The following is a 24,863-nucleotide window of genomic DNA, read 5'->3' on the forward strand; positions in this document are numbered from 1 at the left end:
CCCTCTCCCCATCGTTCACTGAGAGTGGGCAAGGGCGAGGTGCAATTTTCAACCGAACCGCGCCGAAATAACCTTTTCCAGCGCGCGGATTGCCTGGGCTTCGCCGCCGGTCGGACCATGCGAGCGATCGGTGGGGTTCCAGGCGAAGATGTCGAAATGCGCCCAGCCAGGCGTCTTTTCAACGAAGCGCTTGAGGAACAGGGCGGCGGCGATCGAGCCGGCGAAACCGTCTGAGGTGACGTTATTCATGTCGGCGATCTTCGACGACAGTTTCGAATCATAGGGCTGCCAGAGCGGCATGCGCCAGATCGGGTCCTCGACGGCCACCGAAGCGGCGGCGAGGTCGGCGGCGAGCGCCTCGTCGTCGGTGTAGAACGGCGGCAGGTCGGGGCCGAGCGCGACGCGCGCGGCACCCGTCAGCGTTGCCATGTCGATCAGCATTTCCGGCTGCTCGTCGTCGGCAAGGGCCAGCGCATCGGCCAGAACCAGCCGGCCCTCGGCGTCGGTGTTGCCGATCTCGACTGATATGCCCTTGCGGCTCTGCAGTACGTCGCCGGGACGGAAGGCGTTGGCCGAGATCGAATTCTCGACCGCCGGGATCAGAACGCGCAGCCTGACCTTGAGCCTGGCGGCCATGATCATCGAAGCGAGGCCAAGAACATTGGCGGCACCGCCCATGTCCTTCTTCATCAACAGCATGCTCGATGCCGGCTTGATGTCTAGGCCACCGGTATCGAAGCACACACCCTTGCCGACGAGCGTGACCTTGGGCGCATCCTGGGGACCCCAGCTCAAGTCGACAAGGCGCGGCGCATCATCCGAGGCGCGGCCGACAGCATGGATCATCGGGAAATTGTGCTTGAGCAGGTCGTCTCCGACCGTCACCCTGACCTCGGCACCATGGGCGCCTGCCAGCTTCCTGGCCGCTGCTTCAAGCGCCGACGGGCCCATGTCGTTGGTCGGGGTATTGACGAGGTCGCGGACGAGGAACACCGACTCAACGATACGGTTCAGCCGTGCCGTGTCGACGCCTGCCGGCACGGCGAGGCCAAGCTCCCTGCCCGGCTTCTTGCCGTAGCGCGTGAAAGCATAGCCACCGAGAGCAGCGCCAAGGGCTGCCAGTTCGGGCTGCGCCGGCGCTGTGGCGAAATGCCAGTTGCCCTCTGGCAGACTTCGCGCAAGCGCCCCGAACGCCAGGCCGCTATCGCCTTTGCCGGTGCCGAACAGCGCGCCCGCCAACCTGCCGTCCGTGCCGGGGAGCACCAGCAGCTTGCCGGCCTCGCCGGCAAAGCCGTTGGCATTGGCCCAAGCCAGGACATCCTGAGAAAGCCCGGCACTTTCGAGACCGCCCTTGGCGACGAGGTGGATAGGCAGGGCGTCGGAGGACTTTTGCTCGAACAGTTCGACCGGCATTTCGGCTTCCTTCAGTCTCGGATGGAACCGCGTTTCAGCACGTTCTTAACCATCCGTTAGGGTTAACAGAATATTTCTCCAAAGCGGGGAAATGGCCTGTGAACGGCCACGCGAACGAATGGAGACCCGTCGCCGATGTTGACCAATCGCTCGATGAACGCAACGGGAAAACGCCTCGCCAGAGCGGCTTTGCTGACGCTTCTGATGGCCAGCGTCGCCGGCTGCGGCGCCTCCAGGATGACCACCGGCTCGATCGGCCGCGGCAAAGCTGTCGACACCATGTCGACCGGTGCGATTGGCGGTTCCGTCGATCAGATCGGCCGCGCCTATGCCAGCGACCCCAACAACAAGCCGGTGGCGCTGCAGTATGCCTCGGCGTTGCAGGTCAAGGGCCAGACCGACCAGTCTCTGGCTGTCATGCGCAAGCTCGCCATCGGCTATCCCAAGGATCGCGACGTGCTCGCGGCCTATGGCAAGGCGCTGGCCGCCTCGGGACAGTTCCAGCCGGCGCTCGACGCCGTGCGCCGCGCCCAGACACCTGAATACCCCGACTGGAAGCTGGTATCTGCGGAAGCCGCAATCCTCGACCAGCTCGGCCAGACCCAGGACGCACGCGGCCTCTACCGCAAGGCGCTCGACCTCAAGCCGGACGAGCCGACGATCCTGTCCAACCTCGGCATGTCTTATGTGCTCGAAGGCGACCTGAAATCGGCGGAGACCTATCTCCGCTCCGCTGCCTCCCAGCCCGGCGCCGATAGCCGCGTGCGCCAGAATCTCGCGCTGGCCGTCGGGCTCCAGGGCCGCTTCGACGAGGCCGAGCAGATCGCCAGCCAGGAGCTTTCGCCCGAGCAGGCGCAGGCCAATGTCAGCTATCTCAGGGGCATGCTGGCCCAGCAGAACGCCTGGAACCAGATCAAAGCCGACGACAAACCGAAGAAGAACTGACGGACGGGTCCACTGAAATGCAAAAGCCGCGTCGGATGACGCGGCTTTTTTTGTGCCTGAGTGAATGAAGGGGCCGCCTTACTCGCTGCTCGACTGCTGCTTCTCGCCCATCATGCCGCGCTCGCTGATCTGCATGCCGGCAGGGCCGAGGATGACTGCAAACAGCACCGGCAGGAAAAACAGGATCATCGGCACGGTGAGCTTGGGCGGCAATGCCGCTGCCTTTTTCTCGGCCGCATTCATGCGCATGTCGCGGCTTTCCGCAGCCAGGACACGCAGCGCATGCGCGACCGGCGTACCGTAACGTTCGGCCTGGATCAGGGCCTGGGTGATGGACTTGACCGAATCGAGGCCGGTGCGGCCAGCGAGGTTCTCATAGGCCTGGCGGCGTTCGGTAAGATAGGAAAGCTCGGCATTGGTAAGCACGAACTCCTCGGCGAGATCGACCGACTGGGCGCCGATCTCGTCGGCAACCTTGCGCAGGGCGGCTTCGACCGACATGCCCGACTCGACGCAGATCAGCAGCAAGTCCAGCGCATCCGGCCAGGCCGCCTGGATAGACTGCTTGCGTTTGGTGGCGCGGTTGTTGACGTAAAGCACCGGCGCGTAAAAGCCGGCATAAGCCAGCACGATGCAGATGAAGACCTTCATCAGGAACGGTTTGTCGGGGAACGCGCCAAGCACGAAGATGTAGACGATGCCCAGCAGCAGGCCGACGAACGGCAGGACCAGACGAAAGAACAGGAAGCGCGTCAGCGGGTTCTGACCGCGAAAACCGGCGACCTTCAGCTTGTTGAGCGTCGCTTCATCGACGAGTGCGCGGCGCAGGTCCAGGCGCTCGACGATGTTGCGCATGCCGATCGACTGCTGTTCGCGCAGGCCCTTGTGGCGGCGGTCGGCTTCGGCGGCAAGGCGAATGCGCTGCTTGGCGCGCAACTCGTCACGCTCCAGGGCAACAGCCTTCATGCGCCCTTTGAGGGGGTTCCCGCTCAAAGACGGCAAGACGGTGAAGACAGTCGCGAATACAGCGATTGCAACGAGCAGCGCGATAAGGAAAGAGGGATCGGTAAGCGATTTGACAACCTGGTCCGTCATCGGGCTAGACCTCGAAGTTCATCATCTTGCGCATCACGAAGATGCCGATCGCCATCCAGACGCCAGAGATGCCAAGGATGAGATGGCCAGTGCTCGTGACAAACAACGGCATGATGTAGTTCGGACTTGAGAAAAAGACGAGAACGGCGACGACCACAGGCAACGAGCCGATGATCGCGGCCGAGGCCTTGGCTTCCATCGACAGGGCCTGGATCTTGGCTTTCATCTTCTTGCGGTCGCGCAGCACCCGCGACAGGTTGCCAAGCGCTTCGGAGAGATTGCCGCCAGCCTGGCTCTGGATCTGGATGACGATGCCGAAGAAACCCGCCTCGGGGCACGGCATGGTTTCGGTCATGCGCAAGGCCGCGTCCGGGATCGACACTCCGACCTGCTGGGCTTCGACGAGGCGACGGAATTCACCACGAACGGGTTCGGGCGATTCCGAGGCGATCAGGCGGATGCCGTCATTGAGCGGCAGGCCGGATTTCACTGCGCGCACGATGATGTCGAGCGCATTGGGGAACTCTTCGAGAAACTGCTTGACGCGGCGGCCGCGGCGGAAGGCGACGAACCACCTGGGCAAGCCGATGGCACCGGCAAGCAACGCGCCAGGCAGCAGGATCAGGGGCGCGCCTGCGAGATAGATCATTAGGGTGACCACGAGACCGCAAATCGCCGAATAGACGTAAAAGCGCTCGATGGTGATCAGCATCCCGGCCTGGCGGATCTGGACACGCAGCGGCGGCTTCTTGATGTTGCGGTCCTTGGCCTTCTGCTTTTCCTCAAGCTCCTTGAGCGTGTCCTGAACCGACTTGCGCCGCTTGGCGACTTCGGCGACCCGGTCGCGCGACGCCTTGACCACCGACCGGTCGGTCTCGGTCTGCCTGACGGATGCAAGGCGCCGGTCTGTATTGGCCTGGGTTTCGATGCGATTGAACAAAAAGGCATAGGCGACCGCGCCGGCACTCAGGCCCGCGAGTGCGATGAAGATCAGCATCATGGGGTCGAGGCCGAACATGGCGCGTCAGATCCTCACGTTAGGCATGTCAATCCGATGCCTTTTCCATGGCTTCAAGAGCGGTCGCGAGACGCGCCTCCTCACCATAATAGCGGGCGCGATCCCAGAAATGCGGGCGCCCAATGCCGGTGGAGACATGCTGGCCGATCAGCCGGCCGTTCTGGTCCTCGCCCTTGATGTTGTAGAGCACCAGGTCCTGGGTGATGATGACATCGCCTTCCATGCCGATCACCTCGGTGACGTGGGTGATGCGGCGCGAACCGTCCCGCAGTCGGGCGGCCTGGATGATGATGTCGACGGAACCGACGACGATCTCGCGCACGGTCTTTTGCGGCAGCGAGTAGCCACCCATGGCGATCATCGCCTCGATACGATTGAGGCATTCGCGCGGGCTGTTGGAGTGGATGGTGCCCATCGAGCCGTCATGGCCGGTGTTCATCGCCTGCAGCAGATCGAAAACCTCCGGTCCGCGTACTTCGCCGACGATGATCCGTTCCGGCCGCATGCGCAGGCAATTCTTGACGAGGTCGCGCATCGTCACCTCGCCCTCGCCTTCAAGGTTGGGTGGGCGCGTTTCGAGGCGGACGACATGCGGCTGCTGCAGCTGCAGCTCCGCCGAGTCCTCGCAGGTGATGACGCGCTCGTCGCGGTCGATGTAGTTGGTCAGGCAATTGAGCAGCGTCGTCTTGCCCGAGCCCGTGCCGCCTGAAATGATGATGTTGCAGCGGACGCGGCCGATGATCTTCAGCACCTCGGCCCCGTGCTGCGAGATCGCGCCGAACTTGACGAGCTGATCGAGCGTCAGCTTGTCCTTCTTGAACTTGCGGATGGTAAGGGCGGCGCCATCGATCGACAGCGGCGGCGCAATGACGTTGACGCGGGAGCCGTCGGGCAGGCGTGCATCGCAAATCGGCGAGGATTCATCGACGCGGCGGCCGACCTGGCTGACGATACGCTGGCAGATGTTGAGCAGCTGCTGATTGTCACGAAAGCGGATGGTCGTCTGTTCGACTTTGCCATTGACCTCGATGTAGACGTTCTTGGCGCCGTTGACCATGATGTCGGCGATTTCGTCGCGTGCCAGCAAAGGCTCCAACGGACCGTAGCCAAGCACGTCGTTGCAGATGTCTTCGAGCAGCTCTTCCTGCTCGGAAATCGACATCGCGAAGTTCTTGATCGCAATGATGTCGTTGACGATGTCGCGGATTTCCTCGCGCGCACTGTCAGAGTCGAGCTTGGCAAGCTGCGACAGATCGATGGTGTCGATCAGCGCCGAAAACACCTGGCTCTTGGTGTCGTAATAGCTTTCACTGCGCTCGCGCTGCACCTTGCGTGGTTCGGGTGGCGTCGGTTCGAACGTGCGCCGCGGCGTGGCTACCGGCGCGGACGGCGAAGGCGTTGCGGGACGCGGGGCGACCAGCGTGTCGCCTGCCGGCGCAGACGCGGCCGGTGCCGGTGTCGCGAGCGGCCGGAACCCCGGCGTGGGGCGATTGCCGTCGTCGTTGCCTCTCCTGCCAAACATGATCGACTAACACCTCCGCCGCACTGGCATCACTTCTTGCGGGCCTTCAGCCGATTGAGAATTCCGCCGAGCGCGGACGCCTTCTTGGCCTTGGCCTCGGACCTTCCGGTCAGGACGTGGGCGATCTCGTTGATCGTCTGGACGACCGCGTTCTTGGCATCCATCTCGCCCAGCATGCGCCCATTGTTTGCAGCATTGCCGAACAGCAGCGGGTCGAACGGGATGACCGCCAATGGCGTGATGCCGAGCGGCTCCGCGAAATCCTTGGCGGTGATCTCAGGGCGTTTCGGCACGCCCGCCTGGTTGAGGATCAGCCTGGGCGGCGGATCATTGGGCCGCAGCCGCTTCAGCATGTCGACCATGTTCTTGGTGTTGCGCAGATTGGCCAGCTCGGGGGTCGCCGTAATGACCACCTCGTCGGCGCGGAGCAGCGTGTTCTTGCTCCAGCCGCTCCAGATATGGGGAACGTCGAGCACGAGCATCGGCGAACTGCGCTGGGCGGTATCGATGATCGAGGTGAAGGCCTCGGCGTCGAAATCGTAGACGCGCTCCAGCGTCGACGGTGCGGCAAGCAGCGACAGGTGCTCGGCGCACTGCGCCAGCAGGCGGTCGAGATAGACCTCGTCGACACGTTCGGGCGCGAACACCGCCTCGGCGATGCCTTGAGCTGGATCCTGGTCGAAGTTGATGTTGGCTGTGCCGAAGGCCAGATCGAGGTCAGCGACGATAACCTCTGACTTGAACAGGCTCGACATCGCCCAGGCGACATTATGGGCGATGGTGGACGAACCCACACCGCCCTTGGCACCGACGAAAGCTATTGCGCGACCGATCGGCTCGGCGTCGGGGTCGACAAAAATCGAGGAGATGACACTGACGACGTCGGCCGTGGAAACGGGTGCCACGACATATTCCGAGATGCCCGAGCGGATCAGCTCGCGATAGAGCGAAACGTCGTTGTAGTGGCCGATGACCACGACTTTCGAACTCGGATCGCAATACTCCGACAACCGATGCAGGCCCTCAAGCAAGCTCTTGGGTTCGCTGCGCGATTCTAGGATGATCAGGTTCGGCGTCGGCGCACCGCTATAAACTTCGATGGCGGTGTCGATGCCGCCCATATGGACCTGAAGATGGGCTTTGGCCATGCGGCGGTCCTCGCCGGCACGGCCAATCGGCCCGGCGACGCTTTCGGTCTCGCAGAAAGCCTGGATCGAAATGCGCGGCACGGGCCGCAATGTCTGCATGACATCGAGGTCGTGCTGCGACAGCTCGGCAGCATCTGGCGGGGAATCGTAGGCGAGATTGCTCATGTCAGACTGCCCCTACCCATCAATAGAACGTTTCCGGATCCCAAGTGGCCGGCGGCTTCCGATACTGATCGATCACTACATTGCGGTTCTCGGCGTCGATCTCGCTTTGCTTGCGCGGCCCAAGCAGATCGGCCGGGTTGGCGATCTGGGCGGCGAGATTGTTCTGATAGGAACAGCCGAAATTGGCGTGGAGCTTGTTTTCGGTGGTGTCGGCGATATCTGCCGGCCAGGTGCCACAACGGCCGGTCTGCGCCCGCATCGCCGAATAGACGACGCGGATCGGCGACGAAGCCTCTGGATACTCGCTCTGATAGCTGGTGATGGCGATCCGGTTCTTAGGAACGCCCGCCTTCATCGCGATGTTCATCAGACCACGTGCGGCCCTTGAGGCCGCGGCGTCGTTGGCGCCACCTGATGGCGTCATGATCGTCAGAGTGGGCGCCGCCTGACGATCATAGTTCTGCAGATATCCCTCAAAGGTGATTTTCTGACCCCTGGTGATGCCGCGGTCGCCGATGCCGACCGGGATGTCGAGGGTCTGGTTCTTCTCGGCGATGACGATCGGATGGTTGGTGCGGTAATCGTCCGGGATCGAGCCGACGACGACGCTGTCGCGATTGGCACAGCCGGCCAGCAACGCCACCGTGGCGGCTGCCAGCAGCGAACCAAACAAGCGCGTTTTGGCTGATCTGTCGCGACCGGCGGTGCGTGTGAAGATTGCCTGAGACATGCCCCTATCCCCGCTCATTTGTAGATGAAGCCGACGACGCCGTGGTAGCGGCCCATAGGCTTGTCGGTTTTCATGGTGCCGTAGACCCGGTTGACGCGGCCGAGGAACATGCCGGCGCCATCACTGGCAATGCTGAAATTGTCGTCGGGCTTGGCAAGTTCATTCCGTGCAACAGGGCGCGCCAGGTACGGCGTCACGATGATGACCAGCTCGGATTCGTTGCGGATGAAGTCCCGGCTGCGAAACAGCGTACCAAGGATCGGCACCTTGGACAGGCCGGGTACCCCGCCCATGATCTGCTTGACGTCGTCGCGAACAAGGCCGGCAATCATCATTGATCCGCCAGACGGCAGTTCGACTGTCGTGTCGGCAAGACGCTTGCGTAGAGACGGCAACATGGGATGGCTGCCACTAGCGCCCGGCGATTCATTTGTCGGCTCGGAAACTGCCGTGCGAACCTTCAAGCTGATGCGGCCCGGCGAAAGGACAACCGGCTTGAACTCGAGGCTGATGCCATATTCCAGCCGCTCGTATTCAAGGCCGCCGGAATCGGTTATTACGCCATTTGCATCTTTCTTCGGCGCCGTAACTTTCTTCAGCAGGTTGTATTCACCGCCGACGCGGAAGGTCGCCTGCTCGCCGGAAACAGCCGTCAAGGTCGGCTCGGCCAGTGTCTTCAGCACACCGGCCTGATCCATGGCGCTTATCGAGGCTAGCAGGCCGTTCTTTCCAAATGAGAAGTTATCACCCGACAGCGGAGCGCCCAGGCCGCCTGTCGCGGCGTTTTGTATGCCCCAACTGATGCCGTCTGCGCCGCCATTCGCCAGCATGTTGACGCCAAGCTGCTTCATTATGTTGCGGCTGACTTCGGCGACGGTAACCTTCAGCATGACCTGATCGTCGCCGACAATCTGGAGCAGGTTGACGATCTTGCTCTTCTGGCGCGTCTGGTCGGGGTTGTTGATGTCGACGCCGCCGTTTTCAGAGCCACCGGTGGCCGTCTGCGAATACTGGCCGGTCGTCGCCTCACCGCCGGTGACAAAGATCGTCGCCAGGTCGACGGCGCGCTTGGCGTCGAGCGGGGTGTCGACGGTGCCGGTCAGAACGACGTTGTCGTTCAGCAGCTCGACCTTGATGTCGGCGCCTGGGATGAAGCGCTTGATGTAGTCCTCGAGGCCGGCGACGTCGCGCTCGACGGCGAGATCGAGGCTGACGATCTGCTCGCCATTGGGGCCAAAGACGAAGATGTTGGTTTCGCCCACTGCCTTGCCGAACAGGTAGATGCGCCGCGCCGTGCGGGTGACGGCATCGGCGACTGACGGATTGGCGACAAGGATGTCATAAGCGTCGTTCGGCAGGTCGATGACCACCGACTTGTTGAGCCCGAGCTTGACGCGCTGGATGTTGGCGGTGCTCGAACTGACCTGTGCCCGTGAAGCGGCGGAGACCGGCGCGAGACCGGGAACGACGGCAGCTGCGGCCAAAATGGCGAGAGTGGCGGTGGCAGTCGCCAGGAACCTGACGCAGGATCTCATTTCCTTGCTCCTGATTCAGAAATCTCGCCTGATTTGATCAGCCGCACCGTGCCGCGCTTGCCGGAGCCCGAAACCAGATAGTCGGCCTCGGCCAGGTTCTTTTCCTGCGTATCGGCGACCGAGCGTAGTGCCAGCGTCAGCCGGTCGGCCATCTGCTGTGCCACGGTGATGATTTCGGCTTGCTGCGGCGTGAGTTCGAGCGTGGCGGTTTCGCCAACCTTGACCTTCTTGCCTTCCTCGTCCTCCTGGATGGCCTGGTCGATGGCCAGCACGCGGATGTTGCTGAGGATGGTTTCAGTGGTGAAGCCGCCGCCGGACTTCGACGCGTCGGCGCGGCGCGTCATGATGACGTCGACATAGTCGTTGGGCAGGATGAAGCCGCCGGCGGAGGTGTCGGCGGATATTGTGGTGGCAACCGCGCGCATTCCAGCCGGCAGGACGGCGGACATGAAGCTCTGGCCTTCGCCGATCAGCTTGGATTTGCGCAGCGGCTCGCCGCTGTACATGGCAAGACGCGCAACCGAGGCCTTGAATTTATCAAGCGCTTCAGGTTCCGCGCTACGCGTAATGAAATTGGGATTGACGCCGTCACTCGGCCAAGGCTGCCAGGCAATGTTGTTTTCGACGGTTGCGCCCATCGGCACATCACCGGTCAACACCAGTACATCGGTCAGGGCGATCTGCGGCTGCTGCAGACCGGATTCGACAATGACCTCGGCCGGCGGCGGTGCCGACATGTTCTTTGCGACGAAACCGGCGCCGCCTGCGGCAGCGACCGCCACGCCCAGTATCATCAGTCGCGATGCAGCCATTTGTCCGAAACCTCGCCCTGGCACCCCATCAAGCCAAGCCGGACTTTGCATAGGCAATCGTCAACTTATGGTTAATGTAGTCCTTACGAGCGTGATTAATTGTTTCTTACGGATGGCACGGGCCACGGCTATTGCGCGGCCAGACGCTCCACGGCCCAGACCACCAGCGGAGACGCCGGGTAGGTGACCAGCCCGCCGAGCCCGAGTGCAATGCCATAGGGCACGCCCTTGGCGTCCTCGGAAAAATTCTTGAGGAACATGTTCTGGCCGACGATGTGAGAAAGCGCTGAACTGCGGAAGGTAAGGATCGCAAGCGTCAGAAAGCCGCCAAAGATCGCCGAGGTGAGCAGATACTCCATCAGCGGCATGCCGAGACCCATCCAGACCCCGGTCGCAGCGATGAGCTTTGCATCGCCGCCGCCCATCCCGCCAAAGGCAAACAAGGCGAATGTAACCGTCAGCAACAGGGCGCCGGCGGCGAGATGCATGCCGATATCCACCCAGGCCATGCCGGTCATCGGCGCGACAGCGAGGAACACACCAAGCAGCAACAGCGGCACGCGATTGGCAATCGTCATCGACAAGGTGTCGGAGACAGCTGAAAAGACCATGCAGAAGGGAAAAACGACAAATATCAACGCTTCAAGCATGGCCATGTCTCCGCCATTCACACAACATGGATCGAAGCTAGTGAAGTGGCATTAAGCTTCGATGAACCAACGGCAAGCTCAATCGGTTGCCGCTTGAAAGCAAAAAGGCTGCTCGACGCGAGCAGCCTTTCCACGAACCTTGCCGACTTATGCGCCGGAGAAAGTTTTGCGCCCATATTACGGGGCGGGCGTCAGCGCCGTTGCGATTGCGTCGAAACGTGCGTCCAACTGCGTGCCGACGCTGCCGGCAGCAACGATGATGGCAAGCGCGATAAGCGTGGCGATCAGACCGTATTCGATAGCGGTCGCGCCGGATTCGTCCTTCACAAAACGTGCGATGAGGTTAGACATTGTAAGCTCCTTGCTCCGTGTTACAGCACTTCCGCCAACATTTCTTTGTCGTCGATCGGATGTCTGCAACCTAGTGGGGAGCTCTTGCGATCGCCTTAAGAAATAGCCTTACCGAATCCTTTCGCCAGGTTGTGGCTCCGTGTGGTTAACCGCGAACTAAGCCGAGGCCAACAATTGTCGGCGGTAGAGCGGTGCCGGGGCGGTGGTCGCTACACCGTTCGTGTGCCGGCATCTCGATGGGCTGGCACGGCGTCGCTTTCGCCCTACGGTTGTCTCCACCCGTCGCTTAACCGTTGGTTCACCAAAGTCGTTCATCTTCCATTGAACAGTTGACCGACACCGACAGCCGCCGAGGGGGCGCCTATCATGGCCAAGCCAAACCTTTATGTCCTGGGAGCCTGCACCTGGCTGGCATCGTTTGCAGCCGCAACGCACGCATATGCGGGCGCGGGCATAGAAGTGACGATGAACCAGGCCAAGATCGTGCGGCTCACGCGGCCCGCCGACACCATCGTTGTCGGCAACTCGGCCATCGCCGACGCGGCGATACAGGACGCCTCGACCATCGTTCTCACCGGCAAGGGTTTCGGCGTCACCAACCTTGTGGTGCTCGATGTCGATGGCAGTCCGATCGTCGACGAGCAGGTGACAGTCATCCGCCACGACGTCTCGTCCGTCCGCATCTACCGGCGTGCGGAGGTCCAGACGCTTTCGTGCACGCCCTATTGCGAGAGTTCCTACAAGAGCGATGCGGAACGGATGTCCGAGAGCGAAATGAACGCCAGCCAATAGGTTAGGGTTCAAGCCATGCCAGGCATGGTTAGCGGGCAGTGAACCGGGTCCGCGCAATTTTCCGGATCATTCAAACCGGACTTCAACAGCTTTCCTCTATACGTCGACGCGAACCACGACAAGCGGTCGGGACATGAGCGCAGCACCGGTTGCAGAAAGCAATGACGTGAACGGATCCAGGCCAAGCTTCCTTGCCCGGTTCATGCGGAACCAGAGCGGCAGTACCGCGATCGAATTCGCCGTCCTGGCGATCCCGTTCTCGTTGCTGGTCTTTGCCATTTTGGAAAGCTGCATTGCCTTCGCCGGCCAGCAGGTGCTGGCCAACGCTGCCGACGAAGTCGCCCGGCAATTGCGCACGGGGCAGGAAAAGGCAGCAGGCTTCACCGAAGAAAAGCTGAAAGACCAGATCTGCGCCAAGCTGCAAGTCCTGGTCTCGAAAGACTGCAAAGCCCAGCTTGTGGTCGATCTGCGCAGCTATCCGACCTTTGCCGACGCCGCAAAGGTAAAGCTCAAGCTGACAAGCGACAGGGATATCGACACAACTGGCTTTGCCGTGACGCCAGGCCCGTCAATGTCCAAGAACATGCTGCAGGTCATCTACAAGTGGCCTGTCATCACCGACTTCATGCGCGCTTCGATGTCGAACCTCAAGGACGGCAAGACTTTGCAATACGCGACCGTCACCTGGCAGAACGAGCCGTTTAACGACTGAGTGGGCCGATCGGCTTTAAGAGCCGTGGGGTGGGGAAAGGGGCAACATGTCTTTTTGCGCGGGAGCACGATCCATGCTGGAGCGGTGGCGGTGTTGCGCACGCGCGCTGGTCGGTGACAAGCGCGGTGTTGCCGCTGTCGAATTCGCCATCATCGCGCCGCTGCTTTTGTCGCTCTACTTCGTGACAATGGAGGTTTCGCAAGGGATCGAGACCAACAAGAAGGTCAGCCGTGTCGGCTCGATGGTCGCCGACCTGGTCACCCAGCAGCAGACGATCGTCAAAAGCGAAATCGATGCAATCATGAAGATCGGCGAAGCGATCCTGCAGCCCTACAGCCGCAGTGAGGGCAAGATCGTGATCACCGCGATCAAGATCTCTGACGAAGCGACGCCCGCCGTCACGGTCGAATGGTCGCGCAAGCTCGTGAATGGCGTCGCAAGCGTCGACGCAATCAAACCAGCCCCGACGACAGTGCCACCGGCGCTCAGAATCCGGAACACCTTCCTGATCCGCGTCGAAAGCGATCTCGCCTACAAGCCCGTCATTGTTTGGGCGGAGTCCAAGCCGGTTCTTGGCCTTAACGCCGCATTCGACGGAATTTCGATGTCCGAGACCTATTACCTGCGCCCACGCATGAGCCAGAGCATTCCCTGCACAGATTGCTGAGCCCCCCTGTCAGCTGCCTTCCTCCGGATAATTGCCAATGCCGGCGACTGATCTTATGTCTGGCAGACTGGCAACCGAGAGCCCCTTGTAGATGGCGCGTGCATTCCTGTTCGTCCTGGATTCCTTCGGCATAGGTGGAGCTGCTGATGCTGCGCGCTTTGGCGACGTCGGATCGGACACCTTCGGGCACATAGCCAGCGCCTGCGCCGCAGGCCGCGGCGACCGCGAAGGGCTGCGCAGCGGTCCGCTTAACGTGCCCAACATGGCCTCGCTCGGACTGGGCCTGGCTGCGAAAGTGGCAACCGGCTTCGACTTCGCCGGCAATGCGCCGCTGCGGGCCGGCGCCTTTCACGGCGCTGCCCAGGAAGTCTCGAGCGGCAAGGACACGCCGTCCGGCCATTGGGAAATCGCCGCTTTGCCGGTGACTTTCGACTGGGGCTATTTTCCGCAGACAGTGCCTACCTTCCCCGCCTCGCTCACCGAAGCGGTCATCAGGGAAGGCAAGGTGCCGGGCATATTGGGTGACTGCCATGCCGGCGGCGTCGAGATCATCGAGCGCTTCGGCCAAGAACACATCACAACCGGCAAGCCGATCTGCTACACCTCGGTGGATTCGGTGCTGCAGATCGCCGCGCACGAGACGCATTTCGGGCTGGAGCGGCTCTATGAGCTTTGCCAAGTCGTTCGCCGCCTCGTCGATCCGCTGAACATCGGCAGGGTCATCGCCCGCCCCTTCCTCGGCGAGGACAAGGCGACATTCCAGCGCACGCCCAACCGCCGCGACTATGCCACCCCGCCCCCCGAAGCCACGCTGCTCGACAGGCTCACCGCACGCGGCAGCAAGGTCATCGGCATCGGCAAGATCGGCGACATTTTCGCCCATCGCGGCATCAGCGAAATCCGCAAGGGCATCGGCAACATGGCGATGTTCGACAAGGCGCTCGGTGCCATGGACGATGCCCGTGGCGGCGACCTGGTGTTCGCCAATTTCGTCGACTTCGACACCGAATTCGGCCATCGCCGCGACGTGCCGGGCTATGCCGCGGCCCTCGAGGCCTTCGACAAGCGCTTACCCGAAGCCTTCGCGCGGCTGCAACCGGGCGACTTGCTCATCCTCACCGCCGACCATGGCAACGATCCGACATGGCCGGGCACCGACCATACGCGCGAGCGCATCCCGGTGATCGGCATTGCCCACGGTCACACCGGTGGCGATATCGGACTCAGGCCGACCTTCGCCGACATCGGCGAGACGGTGGCAGCCCATCTCAGCCTGGCGCCCGGGCGTCACGGCACCTCCTTCCTCGAAACGATCGCCAGCCATGCCTGAATTGCCCGAAGTCGAAACCGTACGGCGCGGACTGCAGCCGGTGCTGGAAGGCGCGCGCATCGAGCGCGTCGAGACCCGCCGGCCCAATCTGCGCTACCCCTTCCCCGAGCAGTTCGGCGAGCGATTGGCCGGCAGGAAGATCACCTCGCTTGGCCGCCGCGCCAAATATCTGATCGCCGACGTCGAGGATGCGCCGCTGCTGATCTGCCATCTCGGCATGTCCGGCTCGTTCCGCGTCGAAACCGACGAGGACGCGGCAGCGCCGGGCAACTTCCATCACGAGCGGTCGAAGTCGGAAACCCACGACCACGTCGTCTTCCACGTCGCGGATTCCAAGGGCGTTCCGGCGCGCGTCGTCTTCAACGACCCACGGCGGTTCGGCTTCATGCTGTTTGCCGAGCGCAACGGCACTGAGCATCCGATGCTGCAGGGCCTTGGCGTCGAGCCGACAGGCAATACGCTCGACGGCGAGTTGCTCGCCCAACTGTTCGAAGGCAAGAAGACCCCGCTCAAGGCGGCCCTGCTCGACCAGCGGCTGATCGCCGGCCTCGGCAACATCTACGTCGCGGAAGCGCTGTGGCGCGCCGGCCTTTCGCCGACGCGTGCCGCCGGCACCATCGCCGGCAGCGGCAAGGTGGCGCGGGAGCGTGCAACGGCGCTTGCCACCTCGGTGCGGGAGGTGATCGCCGACGCGATCGCCGCGGGCGGGTCCTCGCTGCGCGACTATGTCCATACCGACGGCTCGCTAGGCTACTTCCAGCACTCCTTTTCGGTCTATGACCGCGAGGGCGAAGCCTGCACGCACAGCGGCTGTGCGGGCCATATCGAGCGCATCGTGCAGAGCGGGCGCTCAACCTTCTATTGCCGCCAGTGCCAGCGCTGAGTTAGAGCAAAAGCCTCATTGGTGGTGCTGCGAGAGAGGGAGAGCCTGAGATGGCCTATGAAACGATCATCGTGGAAACACGCGGCAAGGTCGGGCTGATCACGCTCAACCGCCCGAAGGCGCTCAACGCGCTCAATTCGCTGGTACTGGCCGAGCTGATTGCCGCCACCGGCACCTTCGAGGCGGATCAGTCCATCGGCGCCATCGTCATCACCGGCTCGGAAAAGGCCTTCGCGGCCGGCGCCGACATCAAGGAGATGCAGGCCAAGAGTTATGTCGACGCCTATATGGAAGACTTCTTCTCCGGCTGGGAGGCATTTGCGGCCAACCGCAAGCCGATGATTGCGGCTGTCGCCGGCTACGCGCTGGGCGGCGGCTGCGAGCTCGCCATGATGTGCGACTTCATCATCGCCGCCGACTCGGCCAAGTTCGGCCAGCCCGAGATCACCCTTGGTGTCATGCCGGGCATGGGCGGCTCGCAGCGACTCACGCGTTTCGTCGGCAAGTCGAAGGCAATGGACATGTGCCTGACCGGCCGGATGATGGATGCGGCCGAAGCCGAGCGCTCCGGTCTCGTCTCGCGAGTCGTCCCGGCGGCCGACCTTATGGAAGAAGCGATGAAGGCCGCGGCCAAGATCGCCGACTTCTCGCTCCCGGCGGTGATGATGTGCAAGGAAGCGGTCAATCGTTCTTATGAAGTGACGCTGGCCGAAGGCCTGCGCTTCGAGCGCCGGGTGTTCCATTCGATGTTTTCGCTCGACGACCAGAAGGAAGGCATGGCGGCCTTTGCCGAGAAAAGGACTGCGAATTTCCGCAACCGCTGACCTGAATCGCGTTGACGTTGGCAACAAGCTGAACTATAAGCCGCACCAACTGAGGCGCCCCCAGGGACGCCCGATTTATTTTTGCGCTCTGCGGATACCCGCGTGCGCCCACCTAGAGATCAAAGAGAGGCACCATGGCCAATACCTCCTCGGCCAAGAAGGCAACGCGTAAGATCGCCCGCCGCGCAGCGGTCAACAAGAACCGCCGCTCGCGCGTCCGGACTTATGTCCGCCAGGTCGAAGAGGCGCTGGCCTCGGGCGACAAGGCAAAGGCAGAAGCCGCCTTCAGCGCCGCCCAGCCGGAACTGATGCGCGCCGCCACCAAGGGCGTCCTGCACAAGAACACCGCCTCGCGCAAGGTTTCGCGTCTGGCACAGCGGCTCAAGGCGCTTTCCGCCTAAGCCCTGCAAGCAATTGGATTTCTGATCAACCCGGCCTCACCAGCCGGGTTTTTCTTTTGCCGGCATGGGGCCGAAAAACCCGTCCGAAGGGCCGTCCGAGCAGGGTATCCAGGGGGTCGAAATTTTGCCGGCATATGCGGCTATTCTGATAACTACAACTGTCGGAAGTAGCCCTACAACCAGACTCGGCCTGTCACAAATTACCTTTTAATTTCAAAGACTTGCGAACGGTCATCCACAGCTTGTTCAAGCTGCCCCGAGGGCTCGGGGGACAAGTTGGTGTCAAGCGGATTCTTTTAAAAATATTTCGGACAGCCTGCGCTTTTTTTCGATCCCCGGAAAAGGGTTTGAATCACAACGGCTTTGTCCCTTTGAGGGGCACCGGCAAGCTTTGAATCCGGAGCCGAGGTAAGCAGATTCATTAAAAACGGGTTAGACTCGGCCTTGCCCTGTCCACAGCGATTTTTGTAAGGTCTTTTTATCGAAGGGACGGGCAGCAAGCCCTCTGCAAAGCCAAAAAATCGGCGGCGTTCTCGGCGTGGATGGAATCCGCGTCCGGGGGAGGTATGCCCACTTCGAAGTATACTTGGGGCGTGTGGGGATACACGGCATGGTGACTTTGCATCGCACCGGCGATTTTGCCGGCTGGCTACGCATTTGCCTGGTGCTGCCGCCCCCGCGGCACTGGCCTTCCGAAAGCGCCGCATGGCGCTAATGGGAAGGTGACTGGGGCTCAGCCGGAAACGGCAAGCATCCCGAATGAACATATACCGGTGGAGACGCGAGCGGCGCGCCTCCATACGGCAACGAGGACCGAAGGTTAGGGATTGCAAACAATGCAAAGCGGCATCGAAAGGGAAGCAAATGCGGGCTTTCTTTTTACCGGCGAACTGATCGAGGGCAATCAAGTGGCAGCAATCAGCGCCGCGGAGAAGAACTTTGACCGGGTCAAGACGCAGCTCCAGGTTCGCCTGGGCAGCGAGGTCTTCTCAAGCTGGTTCGGCCGCATGAAGCTTGCGGAAACCTCGAAGGGCGTCGTGCGCCTTTCGGTGCCGACGGCTTTCCTGCGCTCCTGGATCAACAGCCATTATCTCGATCTCATTTCCGAACTGTGGCGCCAGGAAGAGCCTGGGCTGCTGAAGCTCGAGATCATCATCCGCACGGCAACCCGGACGGTGCGCCCCGGCATGGAGACCGAAGCCGCCGCACTGCGTAAGCCGGTGCGCCAGGCACAGACGGCCCTTTCGACGAGCACGGTTGCTGCCGGACGTACCGAGCGCCCTGCGCCTGTTCGCAACGGCACCGCCGACCAGGAGTTCAAGCAGAGCGTGCTCGGCTCGCCGCTTGACCCGCGCTACACCTTCCAGTCCTTCGTCGAAGGCCCGTCCAACCGCGTGGCGCTCGCTGCGGCGCGCGCGGTGGCGGAATCGAACTCGCGCTTCAACCCGCTGTTCCTCCATGCCACCGTCGGCCTCGGCAAGACTCACCTCTTGCAGGCGATCGCCGCCGAGTCGCTGCGCCAGAACCCGAAGTCGCGCGTCGTTTACCTGACGGCCGAATACTTCATGTGGCGCTTTGCGACCGCGATCCGCGACAACAACGCGCTGACGCTCAAGGAACAGCTGCGCGACATCGACCTCTTGATCATCGACGACATGCAGTTCCTGCAGGGCAAGTCGATCCAGCACGAGTTCTGCCATCTCATCAACATGCTGCTCGATTCGGCCAAGCAGGTCGTGGTTGCAGCCGACCGCCCGCCAGCGGAGCTGGAATCGCTCGAGCCGCGCGTGCGTTCGCGCCTCAATGGCGGCGTGGCGCTGGAAATGTCGGCGCCTGATTTCGGCATGCGCCTAGGCATGCTCAAGCTGCGCTTTGCCGGCGCCAAGAACGAAGACCCCAACCTTGCGATGGACGAGGAAATCCTCACCCATGTCGCCCGCACCGTGACCGGCTCGGGCCGCGAACTGGAAGGCGCCTTCAACCAGCTGATCTTCCGCCAGTCGTTCGAGCCACAGCTGTCGATCGAACGCATCGACGAGATCCTCGGCCACATCTACCGCTCGGGCGAGCCCAAGCGCGTGCGCATCGAAGACATCCAGCGCATCGTCGCGCGCCACTACAACGTGTCGAAGACGGAGCTCTTGTCGAACCGCCGCACCCGCACCATCGTCAAGCCGCGCCAGATCGCGATGTACCTTTCGAAGGTGATGACGCCGCGCTCGCTGCCCGAGATCGGCCGACGCTTTGGCGGCCGCGACCACACCACGGTGCTGCATGCGGTGCGCAAGATCGAGGACCTTTCGGGCGGCGACAACACGCTCGCCCAGGAGCTCGAACTGCTGCGCAGGCTGATCAACGACCAGGCCTGATGGTTTGTCGGCTCAGGCGACAGTTTGACGCCTGAGACTTATCCCCAGAACGCCCACGCAACGGCCTTGGAGTCGCTGCGCGGGCTTGCCTTTCCGCACTTTTTACTGTCAGACTCAGCACAATTCCGATCGTGTTGCGGGCTTTCCCGGGCGCATTCGAGCCCGTGAGCCCGCACCTTCAAAAGAAGCGAGCCTGTTTCGTCATGCGTGTTATCCTGGAACGCTCCAACCTGTTGAAGTCGCTGAACCACGTGCACCGCGTGGTCGAACGGCGGAACACCATTCCGATCCTGTCCAACGTGCTTCTGCAGGCCAATGGCGCAAGCCTCGAACTGAAGGCAACCGACCTCGACCTTGAGATTTCGGAAGCGACGCCGGCCTCCGTCGAACAGGGCGGCGCCACCACGGTTCCAGCGCATCTGCTCTACGACATCGTGCGCAAGCTGCCCGACGGTGCCGAGGTGATGCTGAAGACCGACGAGGACGGCAACGCCATGTCGGTGGTGTCCGGGCGTTCGAGCTTCCGCCTGCAGTGCCTGCCGCAGTCGGATTTTCCAGAGCTTTCGGCCGGCACGTTTTCCCATATCTTCCGGCTCGAGGCCAATGCGCTGAAGGGCCTGATCGACAAGACCCAGTTCGCCATCTCGACCGAAGAGACGCGCTATTATCTCAACGGCATCTACCTGCACACGCATGAAAGCGGCGGCAAGCTGATGCTGCGCGCAGTCGCCACCGACGGCCACCGCCTTGCGCGCGCCGAGGTCGAAGCGCCGGCAGGTTCCGAAGGCATGCCGGGCATCATCATCCCGCGCAAGACCGTCTCCGAGTTGCAGAAGCTGATCGACGATCCGGATGTCGCCGTGACCACCGAGATCTCCGACACCAAGATGCGCCTGACCATCGGTGGCGTGATCCTGACCTCGAAGCTGATCGATGGCACCTTCCCGGACTACCAGCGCGTCATTCCGAGCGGCAACGACAAGAAGCTTGTCATCGACCGCCAGAGCTTTGCCGCCGCCGTCGACCGCGTGTCGACGATCTCGTCCGAGCGTGGCCGCGCGGTGAAGCTGTCGATTGCCGACGGGCTGGTGACGCTCGCCGTCAACAACCCCGATTCGGGCAGTGCTGTCGAAGAACTCGCTGCCGACTATTCGTCGGACCCGATCGAGATCGGCTTCAACGCCAAGTACCTGCTCGACGTCGCAGCCCAGCTGAAGGGCAGCGAAGCCCGCTTCATGCTGGCCGATGCCGGCTCGCCCACGCTCATCCATGACACAGCCGACGAGAACGCTCTCTACGTGCTGATGCCGATGCGCGTTTAGCGCATACGCCGGTGCTAGAGCCAAATACGGGGGAGACGCGGAAACGCATCCCCCCGACGTATATCAGTAAGCTTCAGCTTACTGACTTCCGCAATTACAGCTCGCTTTCGCTCGACCTCAGGCCGGGCGCGGTGGTGTTCACCGGCGAGAACGGCGCCGGCAAGACCAACCTGCTCGAAGCCATCTCCTTCCTGACCCCGGGGCGCGGCTTGCGCCGCGCGCCTTACCCTGACGTCGCCCGCGAAGGCAGCGCCGGTGCATTTGCGGTGCACAGCACCGTGGAAGGGCCGTTCGGCGACGCCGAGATCGGTACTGGAACAGCGCCGGAAGCCTTGGGCGAAGCAGGACGGCGCGTGCGCATCAACGGCGCCAACGCCAAGGCCGACGACATGCTCGAATGGCTGCGCGTGGTATGGCTGACACCGTCGATGGACGCGCTGTTCACCGGCCCCGCCGGCGACCGCAGGCGCTTCCTCGACCGGCTGGTGCTGGCGATCGACCCGGCGCACGGCCAGCGTGCGCTCGACTACGAAAAAGCAATGCGCGGCCGCAACCGCCTGCTCGCCGAGGACCGACGCGACAACGCCTGGTTCGATGCGATCGAGATCCAGATGGCCGAGACGGGCGCTGCGATCGCCGCCGCCCGCGTCGAGATGGTGCGGCTGCTGACAGCGATGATAGGGCGAATGCCGGAGACCGGGCCCTTCCCGCAGGCCGAGCTCAGCCTGGCCGGCACGCTCGAACAGAGCATCGGTGAGATGCCGGCGGTGGAGCTGGAGGAGCGCTTCCGCCAGGCGCTGGCCAATGGACGCGAGCGCGACCGTGCGTCGGGACGCACGCTCGAAGGCCCGCACCGTTCCGATCTCGTCGTGCGCCACAAGCCGAAATCGATGCCGGCGGAGCTGTGCTCGACCGGCGAGCAGAAGGCCCTGCTGGTCGGCATCGTGATTTCGCATGCCCGCCTCACCGGCGAGATGGCCGGTGCTGCACCGATCCTGCTGCTCGACGAGATCGCCGCCCATCTCGACGCCGGACGGCGCGCGGCGCTGTTTGAAATCCTGGAGGACCTCAATTGCCAGGCCTTCATGACCGGGACGGAAGCGAACCTGTTTTCGAGCCTTGTCGGCCGGGCCCAGTTCCTGAGCGTCGACCACGGCAGCGTCAGCACCACCGCCTTGCCGGACAGCCTGGCCCGATAGATCGCCGCGCTACCCGACTGACAAGCAGACCTTGCGGCGATATGGTTGGCCCATGAACCAGGCAGCCCCCCTCTCTCCCGAAGAACTCGAACGCTATGCACGCCACATCGTGCTGCCGGAGATCGGCGGGCCGGGCCAGCAGAAGCTGAAGCGGGCGCGGGTGCTGGTGATCGGCGCCGGCGGGCTCGGCGCACCAGTGCTGGAGTATCTCGCCGCCGCTGGCGTCGGGACGCTCGGTATCGTCGACGACGACCACGTCTCGCTGTCCAATTTGCAGCGCCAGGTCATCCACGCTACGGACTCGGTCGGCGTCTCCAAGGCGGAAAGTGCCGCCGCAACCATTGCCCGCATCAACCCGCATGTGACGGTCGAGCTGCACAAGCTCAGGCTGACGACCGATAACGCTGCGGAGCTGATCTCAAGCTATGACCTGGTGATCGACGGCTCCGACAATTTCGAGACGCGTTATGCCGTAGCTGATGCAGCCGCCGCGGTGAAACGGGCGCTGGTGCATGCCGCGGTCGGACGTTTCGACGGCTCGATCACCGTGTTGAAGCCGTTCGAGACCAATGCCGACGGCCGCAAAAACCCCTCCTACCGCGACCTGTTCCCCGAACCGCCACCGGCGGGGCTGGTGCCGTCTTGCGCGCAAGCCGGCGTACTCGGTGCCTTGACCGGTGTCATGGGGACCTTGCAGGCAATGGAGGCGATCAAGCTGATCACCGGCATAGGCGAGCCGCTTGTCGGCCGGCTCTTGCTCTACGATGCGCTCTCAGCGCGTTTCGACACCGTGCGTTACAAAGCCTCCTGAACGATGACACCTGAGCTGACCGTTCACCGCCTGCCCCGGGATTTCGAGCGCTGGGACGAGTTGCTCGGCCTGATCATGCGCGCCTTCGCCTATATGGACGGCGTCATCGACCCGCCATCCTCGGCGCACCGGCTGACACCGGCCAATCTGCGCGAGAAGGCCAAGGACGAAGTGTGCTTCATCGCGACAGTGAACGGACGGCTCACCGGCTGCATCTTCATGGCCGAACGGGCGGACATCTTTTATGTCGGCAAGCTGGCCGTCGACGACAGCGTTCGCGGCATCGGAATCGGCCGCGCGCTGATGCAGGCGGCCGAGCGCCATGCCATCGAGCAAGGCAAGCCTATTCTCGAACTGCAGACCCGAATCGAGCTCGCGGCCAATCACGCCACTTTTGCGCGGCTGGGGTTCGGCGAGTTCGGGCGCACCGCGCATGACGGCTTCGACCGCCCGACCTCGATCACCTTTCGGAAGACGCTTCGGTGAGCCTCGATCTCGCCAGCGACGAGCGGCATATCGCCGGCGGCAGCGATGGAGCTGGCATGGCGATGCGCATCGTCGCCGAAAGTGCCGCCCTGCTCGGCGCGCCCAGGCTGATCCCGATCGCCTCGGCGCATATCGACGGTGCGCTCTATCACGGCGATTCGGGCACGCTGTTCGCCGAAAGGTTGGTCGAGGGCGGCGCACGCGTTGCCGTGCGCTCGACGCTCAATGTCGGCGCGCTCGATCTCATGGGCTGCTCGCGCGTGCGCCTCGAAGAGCCGCAACGCTCCATGGCCCGGCGGATGATGGAAGCCTACCGCAAGCTCGGCTGCGAACAGAGCTGGACCTGCGCGCCCTACCAGGCCGGCCACCGACCCGCTTTCGGCAGTGACGTCGCCTGGGGCGAATCGAATGCGGTGGTGTTCTGCAATTCGGTGCTAGGTGCCCGCACCAACCGCTACGGCGACTTCCTCGACATCGCCTGCGCGATTTCGGGCCGCGCACCCGACTTCGGCCTGCATCTTCAGGCGAATCGGCGGGCGAGCCTGGTGTTCGACGTCTCCGCCCTGCCCCGGCCGTTCCTCGCCTCCGAGATCGCCTGGCCGGTGCTCGGCAGCCTCTATGGCCGCGAGGTCGGCAACGCCGTCGGCGTGGTGACGGGCGTCGAGAAAAACCCCGGTGAGGACGCACTCAAGGCGTTCGGCGCGGCAGCTGCGTCGTCGGGGGCGGTCGGGCTGTTCCACATCGCGGGCGTGACGCCGGAAGCACCCGATGCCGAGATGGCGTTGGGCGGCGTGGAGGCCGAAGTCACGATCCGGGTAACGCCTGAAATGGCGCGGCAAGCGCAGGCACGGCTGTCGACGGCTGAAAGCACCGACCATATCGACGCCGTCGCCATCGGCAGCCCGCATCTGTCGCTGGCCGAGTTTGATACGCTCGAGCGGCTACTGGCGGGGCGGCGGCTCAGCGTGCCAATCCATGCCTGCACCGGCCGGCATGTACTCGTCGAGCTCGACCGCGACGGCCGGCGCAAGGCACTGGAGGCGCTGGGCGTGGTGGTCATAGCCGACACCTGCGTGGTGGTGACGCCGATCCTGCCCGAGCGGGTGGATGGCGTCCTGATGACCAATTCGGGAAAGTTTGCGCAGTACGCACCGGGCAACACCGGCTACGCCGTGCTTTATGGCTCGCTCGCCGATTGCGTCGAAAGCGCCGTTTCCGGGCGCCCGGTGTTTACGAGGCTCGGCTGATGGGCACGCGCGCCGAAATCCTCGTTCCGGGAGCCTCAGGCGAAGGCCCCGCATTGGTGTTGTCGGCACCGATCAGCTTCTGGGGCGGTGTCGATCCGAAATCCGGACGCATCGCCGATGTGCGCCATCCCCAATGCGGCCAGAGCCTATCAGGCAAGGTGCTGTTCTTGCCCGGCACGATCGGGTCGTCGTCGGCGTCGTCGGTGCTGATGGAGCTTGTCCATGCCGGCCATGCGCCGGTAGCCCTTGTGCTCCACGAGCCCGACGCCATCCTGCTGCTCGGGCTGATCGTGGCGCGCGAGATGGGCTGGGAAACGCCGGTGGCGATGAAGCTTAGTCGCGACGCGTTCGGCTTCTTCACCGGCAAGCAAGTGCGGGTCGGAGGGGATGGCGAGGTTGCGATTCTGGGTACCGACAGCGCGGCCTGATTTTGTCA

Annotated in this window: 25 protein-coding genes; 15 read left to right on the forward strand and 10 right to left on the reverse strand. The window is 63.0% G+C overall.

Translation table 11 applies throughout. The features are described 5' to 3' along the window. Window positions 1-48: 48 nt before the first annotated feature. On the reverse strand, window positions 49-1,413 hold the full coding sequence (locus IHE39_RS15535) for a leucyl aminopeptidase family protein (protein WP_192567085.1): 1,365 nt from the start codon (window positions 1,411-1,413) through the stop codon (window positions 49-51). Between the two features lie 135 nt (window positions 1,414-1,548). Here IHE39_RS15535 and IHE39_RS15540 point away from each other — a divergent pair, with 135 nt between their 5' ends. Next, window positions 1,549-2,358 (forward strand): tetratricopeptide repeat protein, encoded by an 810-nt coding sequence (locus IHE39_RS15540; RefSeq protein ID WP_192567086.1) that lies wholly within the window; start codon window positions 1,549-1,551, stop codon window positions 2,356-2,358. 78 nt (window positions 2,359-2,436) lie between these two features. On the opposite strand, the gene IHE39_RS15545 is transcribed toward IHE39_RS15540, so the two are convergent. The 9 genes from IHE39_RS15545 to IHE39_RS15585 all read right to left on the reverse strand — a co-directional run bounded on the left by IHE39_RS15545 (window position 2,437) and on the right by IHE39_RS15585 (window position 11,384). Continuing rightward, window positions 2,437-3,453: a type II secretion system F family protein gene (locus IHE39_RS15545; RefSeq protein WP_192567087.1), complete on the reverse strand. Its 1,017-nt coding sequence runs from the start codon at window positions 3,451-3,453 to the stop codon at window positions 2,437-2,439. A gap of 4 nt (window positions 3,454-3,457) precedes the next feature. Next, window positions 3,458-4,471: a type II secretion system F family protein gene (locus tag IHE39_RS15550; RefSeq protein WP_192567088.1), complete on the reverse strand. Its 1,014-nt coding sequence runs from the start codon at window positions 4,469-4,471 to the stop codon at window positions 3,458-3,460. Between the two features lie 28 nt (window positions 4,472-4,499). Further along, window positions 4,500-5,993: a TadA family conjugal transfer-associated ATPase gene (locus IHE39_RS15555; protein ID WP_192567089.1), complete on the reverse strand. Its 1,494-nt coding sequence runs from the start codon at window positions 5,991-5,993 to the stop codon at window positions 4,500-4,502. A 29-nt stretch (window positions 5,994-6,022) separates the two neighbouring features. Beyond that, window positions 6,023-7,306 carry a CpaE/TadZ family protein gene (locus IHE39_RS15560; protein ID WP_184773278.1) on the reverse strand — a complete coding sequence of 428 codons (1,284 nt, stop codon included), beginning with the start codon at window positions 7,304-7,306 and terminating at the stop codon, window positions 6,023-6,025. Window positions 7,307-7,325: 19 nt separating this feature from the next. Beyond that, a complete protein-coding gene (locus tag IHE39_RS15565) occupies window positions 7,326-8,036 on the reverse strand; it encodes a CpaD family pilus assembly protein (RefSeq protein WP_192567090.1) in 711 nt (236 codons plus the stop codon). Window positions 8,037-8,050: 14 nt separating this feature from the next. Then, entirely contained in the window at window positions 8,051-9,571 is a 1,521-nt protein-coding gene (locus IHE39_RS15570; protein ID WP_192567091.1) for a type II and III secretion system protein family protein, read from the reverse strand. Next, entirely contained in the window at window positions 9,568-10,383 is an 816-nt protein-coding gene (gene cpaB, locus IHE39_RS15575) for a Flp pilus assembly protein CpaB (protein WP_192567092.1), read from the reverse strand. The genes IHE39_RS15570 and cpaB overlap by 4 nt, the downstream gene beginning before the upstream one ends. Before the next feature lie 128 nt (window positions 10,384-10,511). Next, entirely contained in the window at window positions 10,512-11,033 is a 522-nt protein-coding gene (locus IHE39_RS15580; protein ID WP_184773270.1) for an A24 family peptidase, read from the reverse strand. A gap of 177 nt (window positions 11,034-11,210) precedes the next feature. Then, on the reverse strand, window positions 11,211-11,384 hold the full coding sequence (locus IHE39_RS15585; RefSeq protein WP_083948712.1) for a Flp family type IVb pilin: 174 nt from the start codon (window positions 11,382-11,384) through the stop codon (window positions 11,211-11,213). Window positions 11,385-11,750: 366 nt separating this feature from the next. Between IHE39_RS15585 and IHE39_RS15590 the strand changes: the two genes are divergently transcribed. The 14 genes from IHE39_RS15590 to IHE39_RS15655 all read left to right on the forward strand — a co-directional run bounded on the left by IHE39_RS15590 (window position 11,751) and on the right by IHE39_RS15655 (window position 24,855). Next, window positions 11,751-12,176 carry a pilus assembly protein N-terminal domain-containing protein gene (locus tag IHE39_RS15590; protein ID WP_192567093.1) on the forward strand — a complete coding sequence of 142 codons (426 nt, stop codon included), beginning with the start codon at window positions 11,751-11,753 and terminating at the stop codon, window positions 12,174-12,176. 166 nt (window positions 12,177-12,342) lie between these two features. Next, the gene (locus tag IHE39_RS15595) at window positions 12,343-12,888 is read left to right on the forward strand and encodes a TadE/TadG family type IV pilus assembly protein (RefSeq protein ID WP_343070091.1); all 546 of its coding nucleotides are present in this window, start codon (window positions 12,343-12,345) and stop codon (window positions 12,886-12,888) included. Window positions 12,889-12,961: 73 nt separating this feature from the next. Then, entirely contained in the window at window positions 12,962-13,555 is a 594-nt protein-coding gene (locus tag IHE39_RS15600; protein ID WP_246471371.1) for a TadE/TadG family type IV pilus assembly protein, read from the forward strand. 91 nt (window positions 13,556-13,646) lie between these two features. Beyond that, window positions 13,647-14,885, forward strand: coding sequence for a phosphopentomutase (locus IHE39_RS15605; protein ID WP_192567094.1), 1,239 nt, complete (start codon window positions 13,647-13,649; stop codon window positions 14,883-14,885). After that, window positions 14,878-15,768 (forward strand): bifunctional DNA-formamidopyrimidine glycosylase/DNA-(apurinic or apyrimidinic site) lyase, encoded by an 891-nt coding sequence (gene mutM / locus IHE39_RS15610; RefSeq protein WP_184773261.1) that lies wholly within the window; start codon window positions 14,878-14,880, stop codon window positions 15,766-15,768. The genes IHE39_RS15605 and mutM overlap by 8 nt, the downstream gene beginning before the upstream one ends. A gap of 50 nt (window positions 15,769-15,818) precedes the next feature. Further along, window positions 15,819-16,592, forward strand: coding sequence for an enoyl-CoA hydratase (locus tag IHE39_RS15615; protein ID WP_192567095.1), 774 nt, complete (start codon window positions 15,819-15,821; stop codon window positions 16,590-16,592). A gap of 134 nt (window positions 16,593-16,726) precedes the next feature. Further along, window positions 16,727-16,993 carry a 30S ribosomal protein S20 gene (gene rpsT / locus IHE39_RS15620; protein ID WP_184773257.1) on the forward strand — a complete coding sequence of 89 codons (267 nt, stop codon included), beginning with the start codon at window positions 16,727-16,729 and terminating at the stop codon, window positions 16,991-16,993. 836 nt (window positions 16,994-17,829) lie between these two features. Next, window positions 17,830-19,362: a chromosomal replication initiator protein DnaA gene (gene dnaA / locus IHE39_RS15625; protein ID WP_184773255.1), complete on the forward strand. Its 1,533-nt coding sequence runs from the start codon at window positions 17,830-17,832 to the stop codon at window positions 19,360-19,362. Between the two features lie 203 nt (window positions 19,363-19,565). Beyond that, the gene (dnaN, locus tag IHE39_RS15630) at window positions 19,566-20,684 is read left to right on the forward strand and encodes a DNA polymerase III subunit beta (RefSeq protein ID WP_184773253.1); all 1,119 of its coding nucleotides are present in this window, start codon (window positions 19,566-19,568) and stop codon (window positions 20,682-20,684) included. A 47-nt stretch (window positions 20,685-20,731) separates the two neighbouring features. Next, window positions 20,732-21,883 carry a DNA replication/repair protein RecF gene (recF, locus tag IHE39_RS15635; RefSeq protein ID WP_192567203.1) on the forward strand — a complete coding sequence of 384 codons (1,152 nt, stop codon included), beginning with the start codon at window positions 20,732-20,734 and terminating at the stop codon, window positions 21,881-21,883. Window positions 21,884-21,935: 52 nt separating this feature from the next. Next, window positions 21,936-22,694 carry a molybdopterin-synthase adenylyltransferase MoeB gene (locus IHE39_RS15640; RefSeq protein WP_192567096.1) on the forward strand — a complete coding sequence of 253 codons (759 nt, stop codon included), beginning with the start codon at window positions 21,936-21,938 and terminating at the stop codon, window positions 22,692-22,694. 3 nt (window positions 22,695-22,697) lie between these two features. Next, on the forward strand, window positions 22,698-23,180 hold the full coding sequence (locus tag IHE39_RS15645; protein WP_192567097.1) for a GNAT family N-acetyltransferase: 483 nt from the start codon (window positions 22,698-22,700) through the stop codon (window positions 23,178-23,180). After that, a complete protein-coding gene (locus tag IHE39_RS15650; RefSeq protein ID WP_192567098.1) occupies window positions 23,177-24,427 on the forward strand; it encodes an aconitase X in 1,251 nt (416 codons plus the stop codon). Before IHE39_RS15645 ends, IHE39_RS15650 begins: the two co-directional genes overlap by 4 nt. Next, window positions 24,427-24,855, forward strand: a complete 429-nt coding sequence (locus IHE39_RS15655; protein WP_192567099.1) for an aconitase X swivel domain-containing protein — start codon at window positions 24,427-24,429, stop codon at window positions 24,853-24,855. The genes IHE39_RS15650 and IHE39_RS15655 overlap by 1 nt, the downstream gene beginning before the upstream one ends. Window positions 24,856-24,863: the final 8 nt, after the last annotated feature.

Origin of the sequence: Aminobacter carboxidus (assembly GCF_014863355.1) — a bacterium.
GTDB lineage: Bacteria > Pseudomonadota > Alphaproteobacteria > Rhizobiales > Rhizobiaceae > Aminobacter > Aminobacter carboxidus.

Excerpts from the sequence above, each read along its gene's own strand:
- IHE39_RS15535 (WP_192567085.1), bottom strand. The coding sequence starts at position 1,413 with ATGCCGGTCGAACTGTTCGAGCAAAAGTCCTCCGACGCCCTGCCTATC.
- IHE39_RS15540 (WP_192567086.1), top strand. The coding sequence starts at position 1,549 with ATGTTGACCAATCGCTCGATGAACGCAACGGGAAAACGCCTCGCCAGA.
- IHE39_RS15545 (WP_192567087.1), bottom strand. The coding sequence starts at position 3,453 with ATGACGGACCAGGTTGTCAAATCGCTTACCGATCCCTCTTTCCTTATC.
- IHE39_RS15550 (WP_192567088.1), bottom strand. The coding sequence starts at position 4,471 with ATGTTCGGCCTCGACCCCATGATGCTGATCTTCATCGCACTCGCGGGC.
- IHE39_RS15555 (WP_192567089.1), bottom strand. The coding sequence starts at position 5,993 with ATGTTTGGCAGGAGAGGCAACGACGACGGCAATCGCCCCACGCCGGGG.
- IHE39_RS15560 (WP_184773278.1), bottom strand. The coding sequence starts at position 7,306 with ATGAGCAATCTCGCCTACGATTCCCCGCCAGATGCTGCCGAGCTGTCG.
- IHE39_RS15565 (WP_192567090.1), bottom strand. The coding sequence starts at position 8,036 with ATGTCTCAGGCAATCTTCACACGCACCGCCGGTCGCGACAGATCAGCC.
- IHE39_RS15570 (WP_192567091.1), bottom strand. The coding sequence starts at position 9,571 with ATGAGATCCTGCGTCAGGTTCCTGGCGACTGCCACCGCCACTCTCGCC.
- cpaB (WP_192567092.1), bottom strand. The coding sequence starts at position 10,383 with ATGGCTGCATCGCGACTGATGATACTGGGCGTGGCGGTCGCTGCCGCA.
- IHE39_RS15580 (WP_184773270.1), bottom strand. The coding sequence starts at position 11,033 with ATGCTTGAAGCGTTGATATTTGTCGTTTTTCCCTTCTGCATGGTCTTT.
- IHE39_RS15585 (WP_083948712.1), bottom strand. The coding sequence starts at position 11,384 with ATGTCTAACCTCATCGCACGTTTTGTGAAGGACGAATCCGGCGCGACC.
- IHE39_RS15590 (WP_192567093.1), top strand. The coding sequence starts at position 11,751 with ATGGCCAAGCCAAACCTTTATGTCCTGGGAGCCTGCACCTGGCTGGCA.
- IHE39_RS15600 (WP_246471371.1), top strand. The coding sequence starts at position 12,962 with ATGCTGGAGCGGTGGCGGTGTTGCGCACGCGCGCTGGTCGGTGACAAG.
- IHE39_RS15605 (WP_192567094.1), top strand. The coding sequence starts at position 13,647 with ATGGCGCGTGCATTCCTGTTCGTCCTGGATTCCTTCGGCATAGGTGGA.
- mutM (WP_184773261.1), top strand. The coding sequence starts at position 14,878 with ATGCCTGAATTGCCCGAAGTCGAAACCGTACGGCGCGGACTGCAGCCG.
- IHE39_RS15615 (WP_192567095.1), top strand. The coding sequence starts at position 15,819 with ATGGCCTATGAAACGATCATCGTGGAAACACGCGGCAAGGTCGGGCTG.
- rpsT (WP_184773257.1), top strand. The coding sequence starts at position 16,727 with ATGGCCAATACCTCCTCGGCCAAGAAGGCAACGCGTAAGATCGCCCGC.
- dnaA (WP_184773255.1), top strand. The coding sequence starts at position 17,830 with ATGCAAAGCGGCATCGAAAGGGAAGCAAATGCGGGCTTTCTTTTTACC.
- dnaN (WP_184773253.1), top strand. The coding sequence starts at position 19,566 with ATGCGTGTTATCCTGGAACGCTCCAACCTGTTGAAGTCGCTGAACCAC.
- IHE39_RS15640 (WP_192567096.1), top strand. The coding sequence starts at position 21,936 with ATGAACCAGGCAGCCCCCCTCTCTCCCGAAGAACTCGAACGCTATGCA.
- IHE39_RS15645 (WP_192567097.1), top strand. The coding sequence starts at position 22,698 with ATGACACCTGAGCTGACCGTTCACCGCCTGCCCCGGGATTTCGAGCGC.
- IHE39_RS15655 (WP_192567099.1), top strand. The coding sequence starts at position 24,427 with ATGGGCACGCGCGCCGAAATCCTCGTTCCGGGAGCCTCAGGCGAAGGC.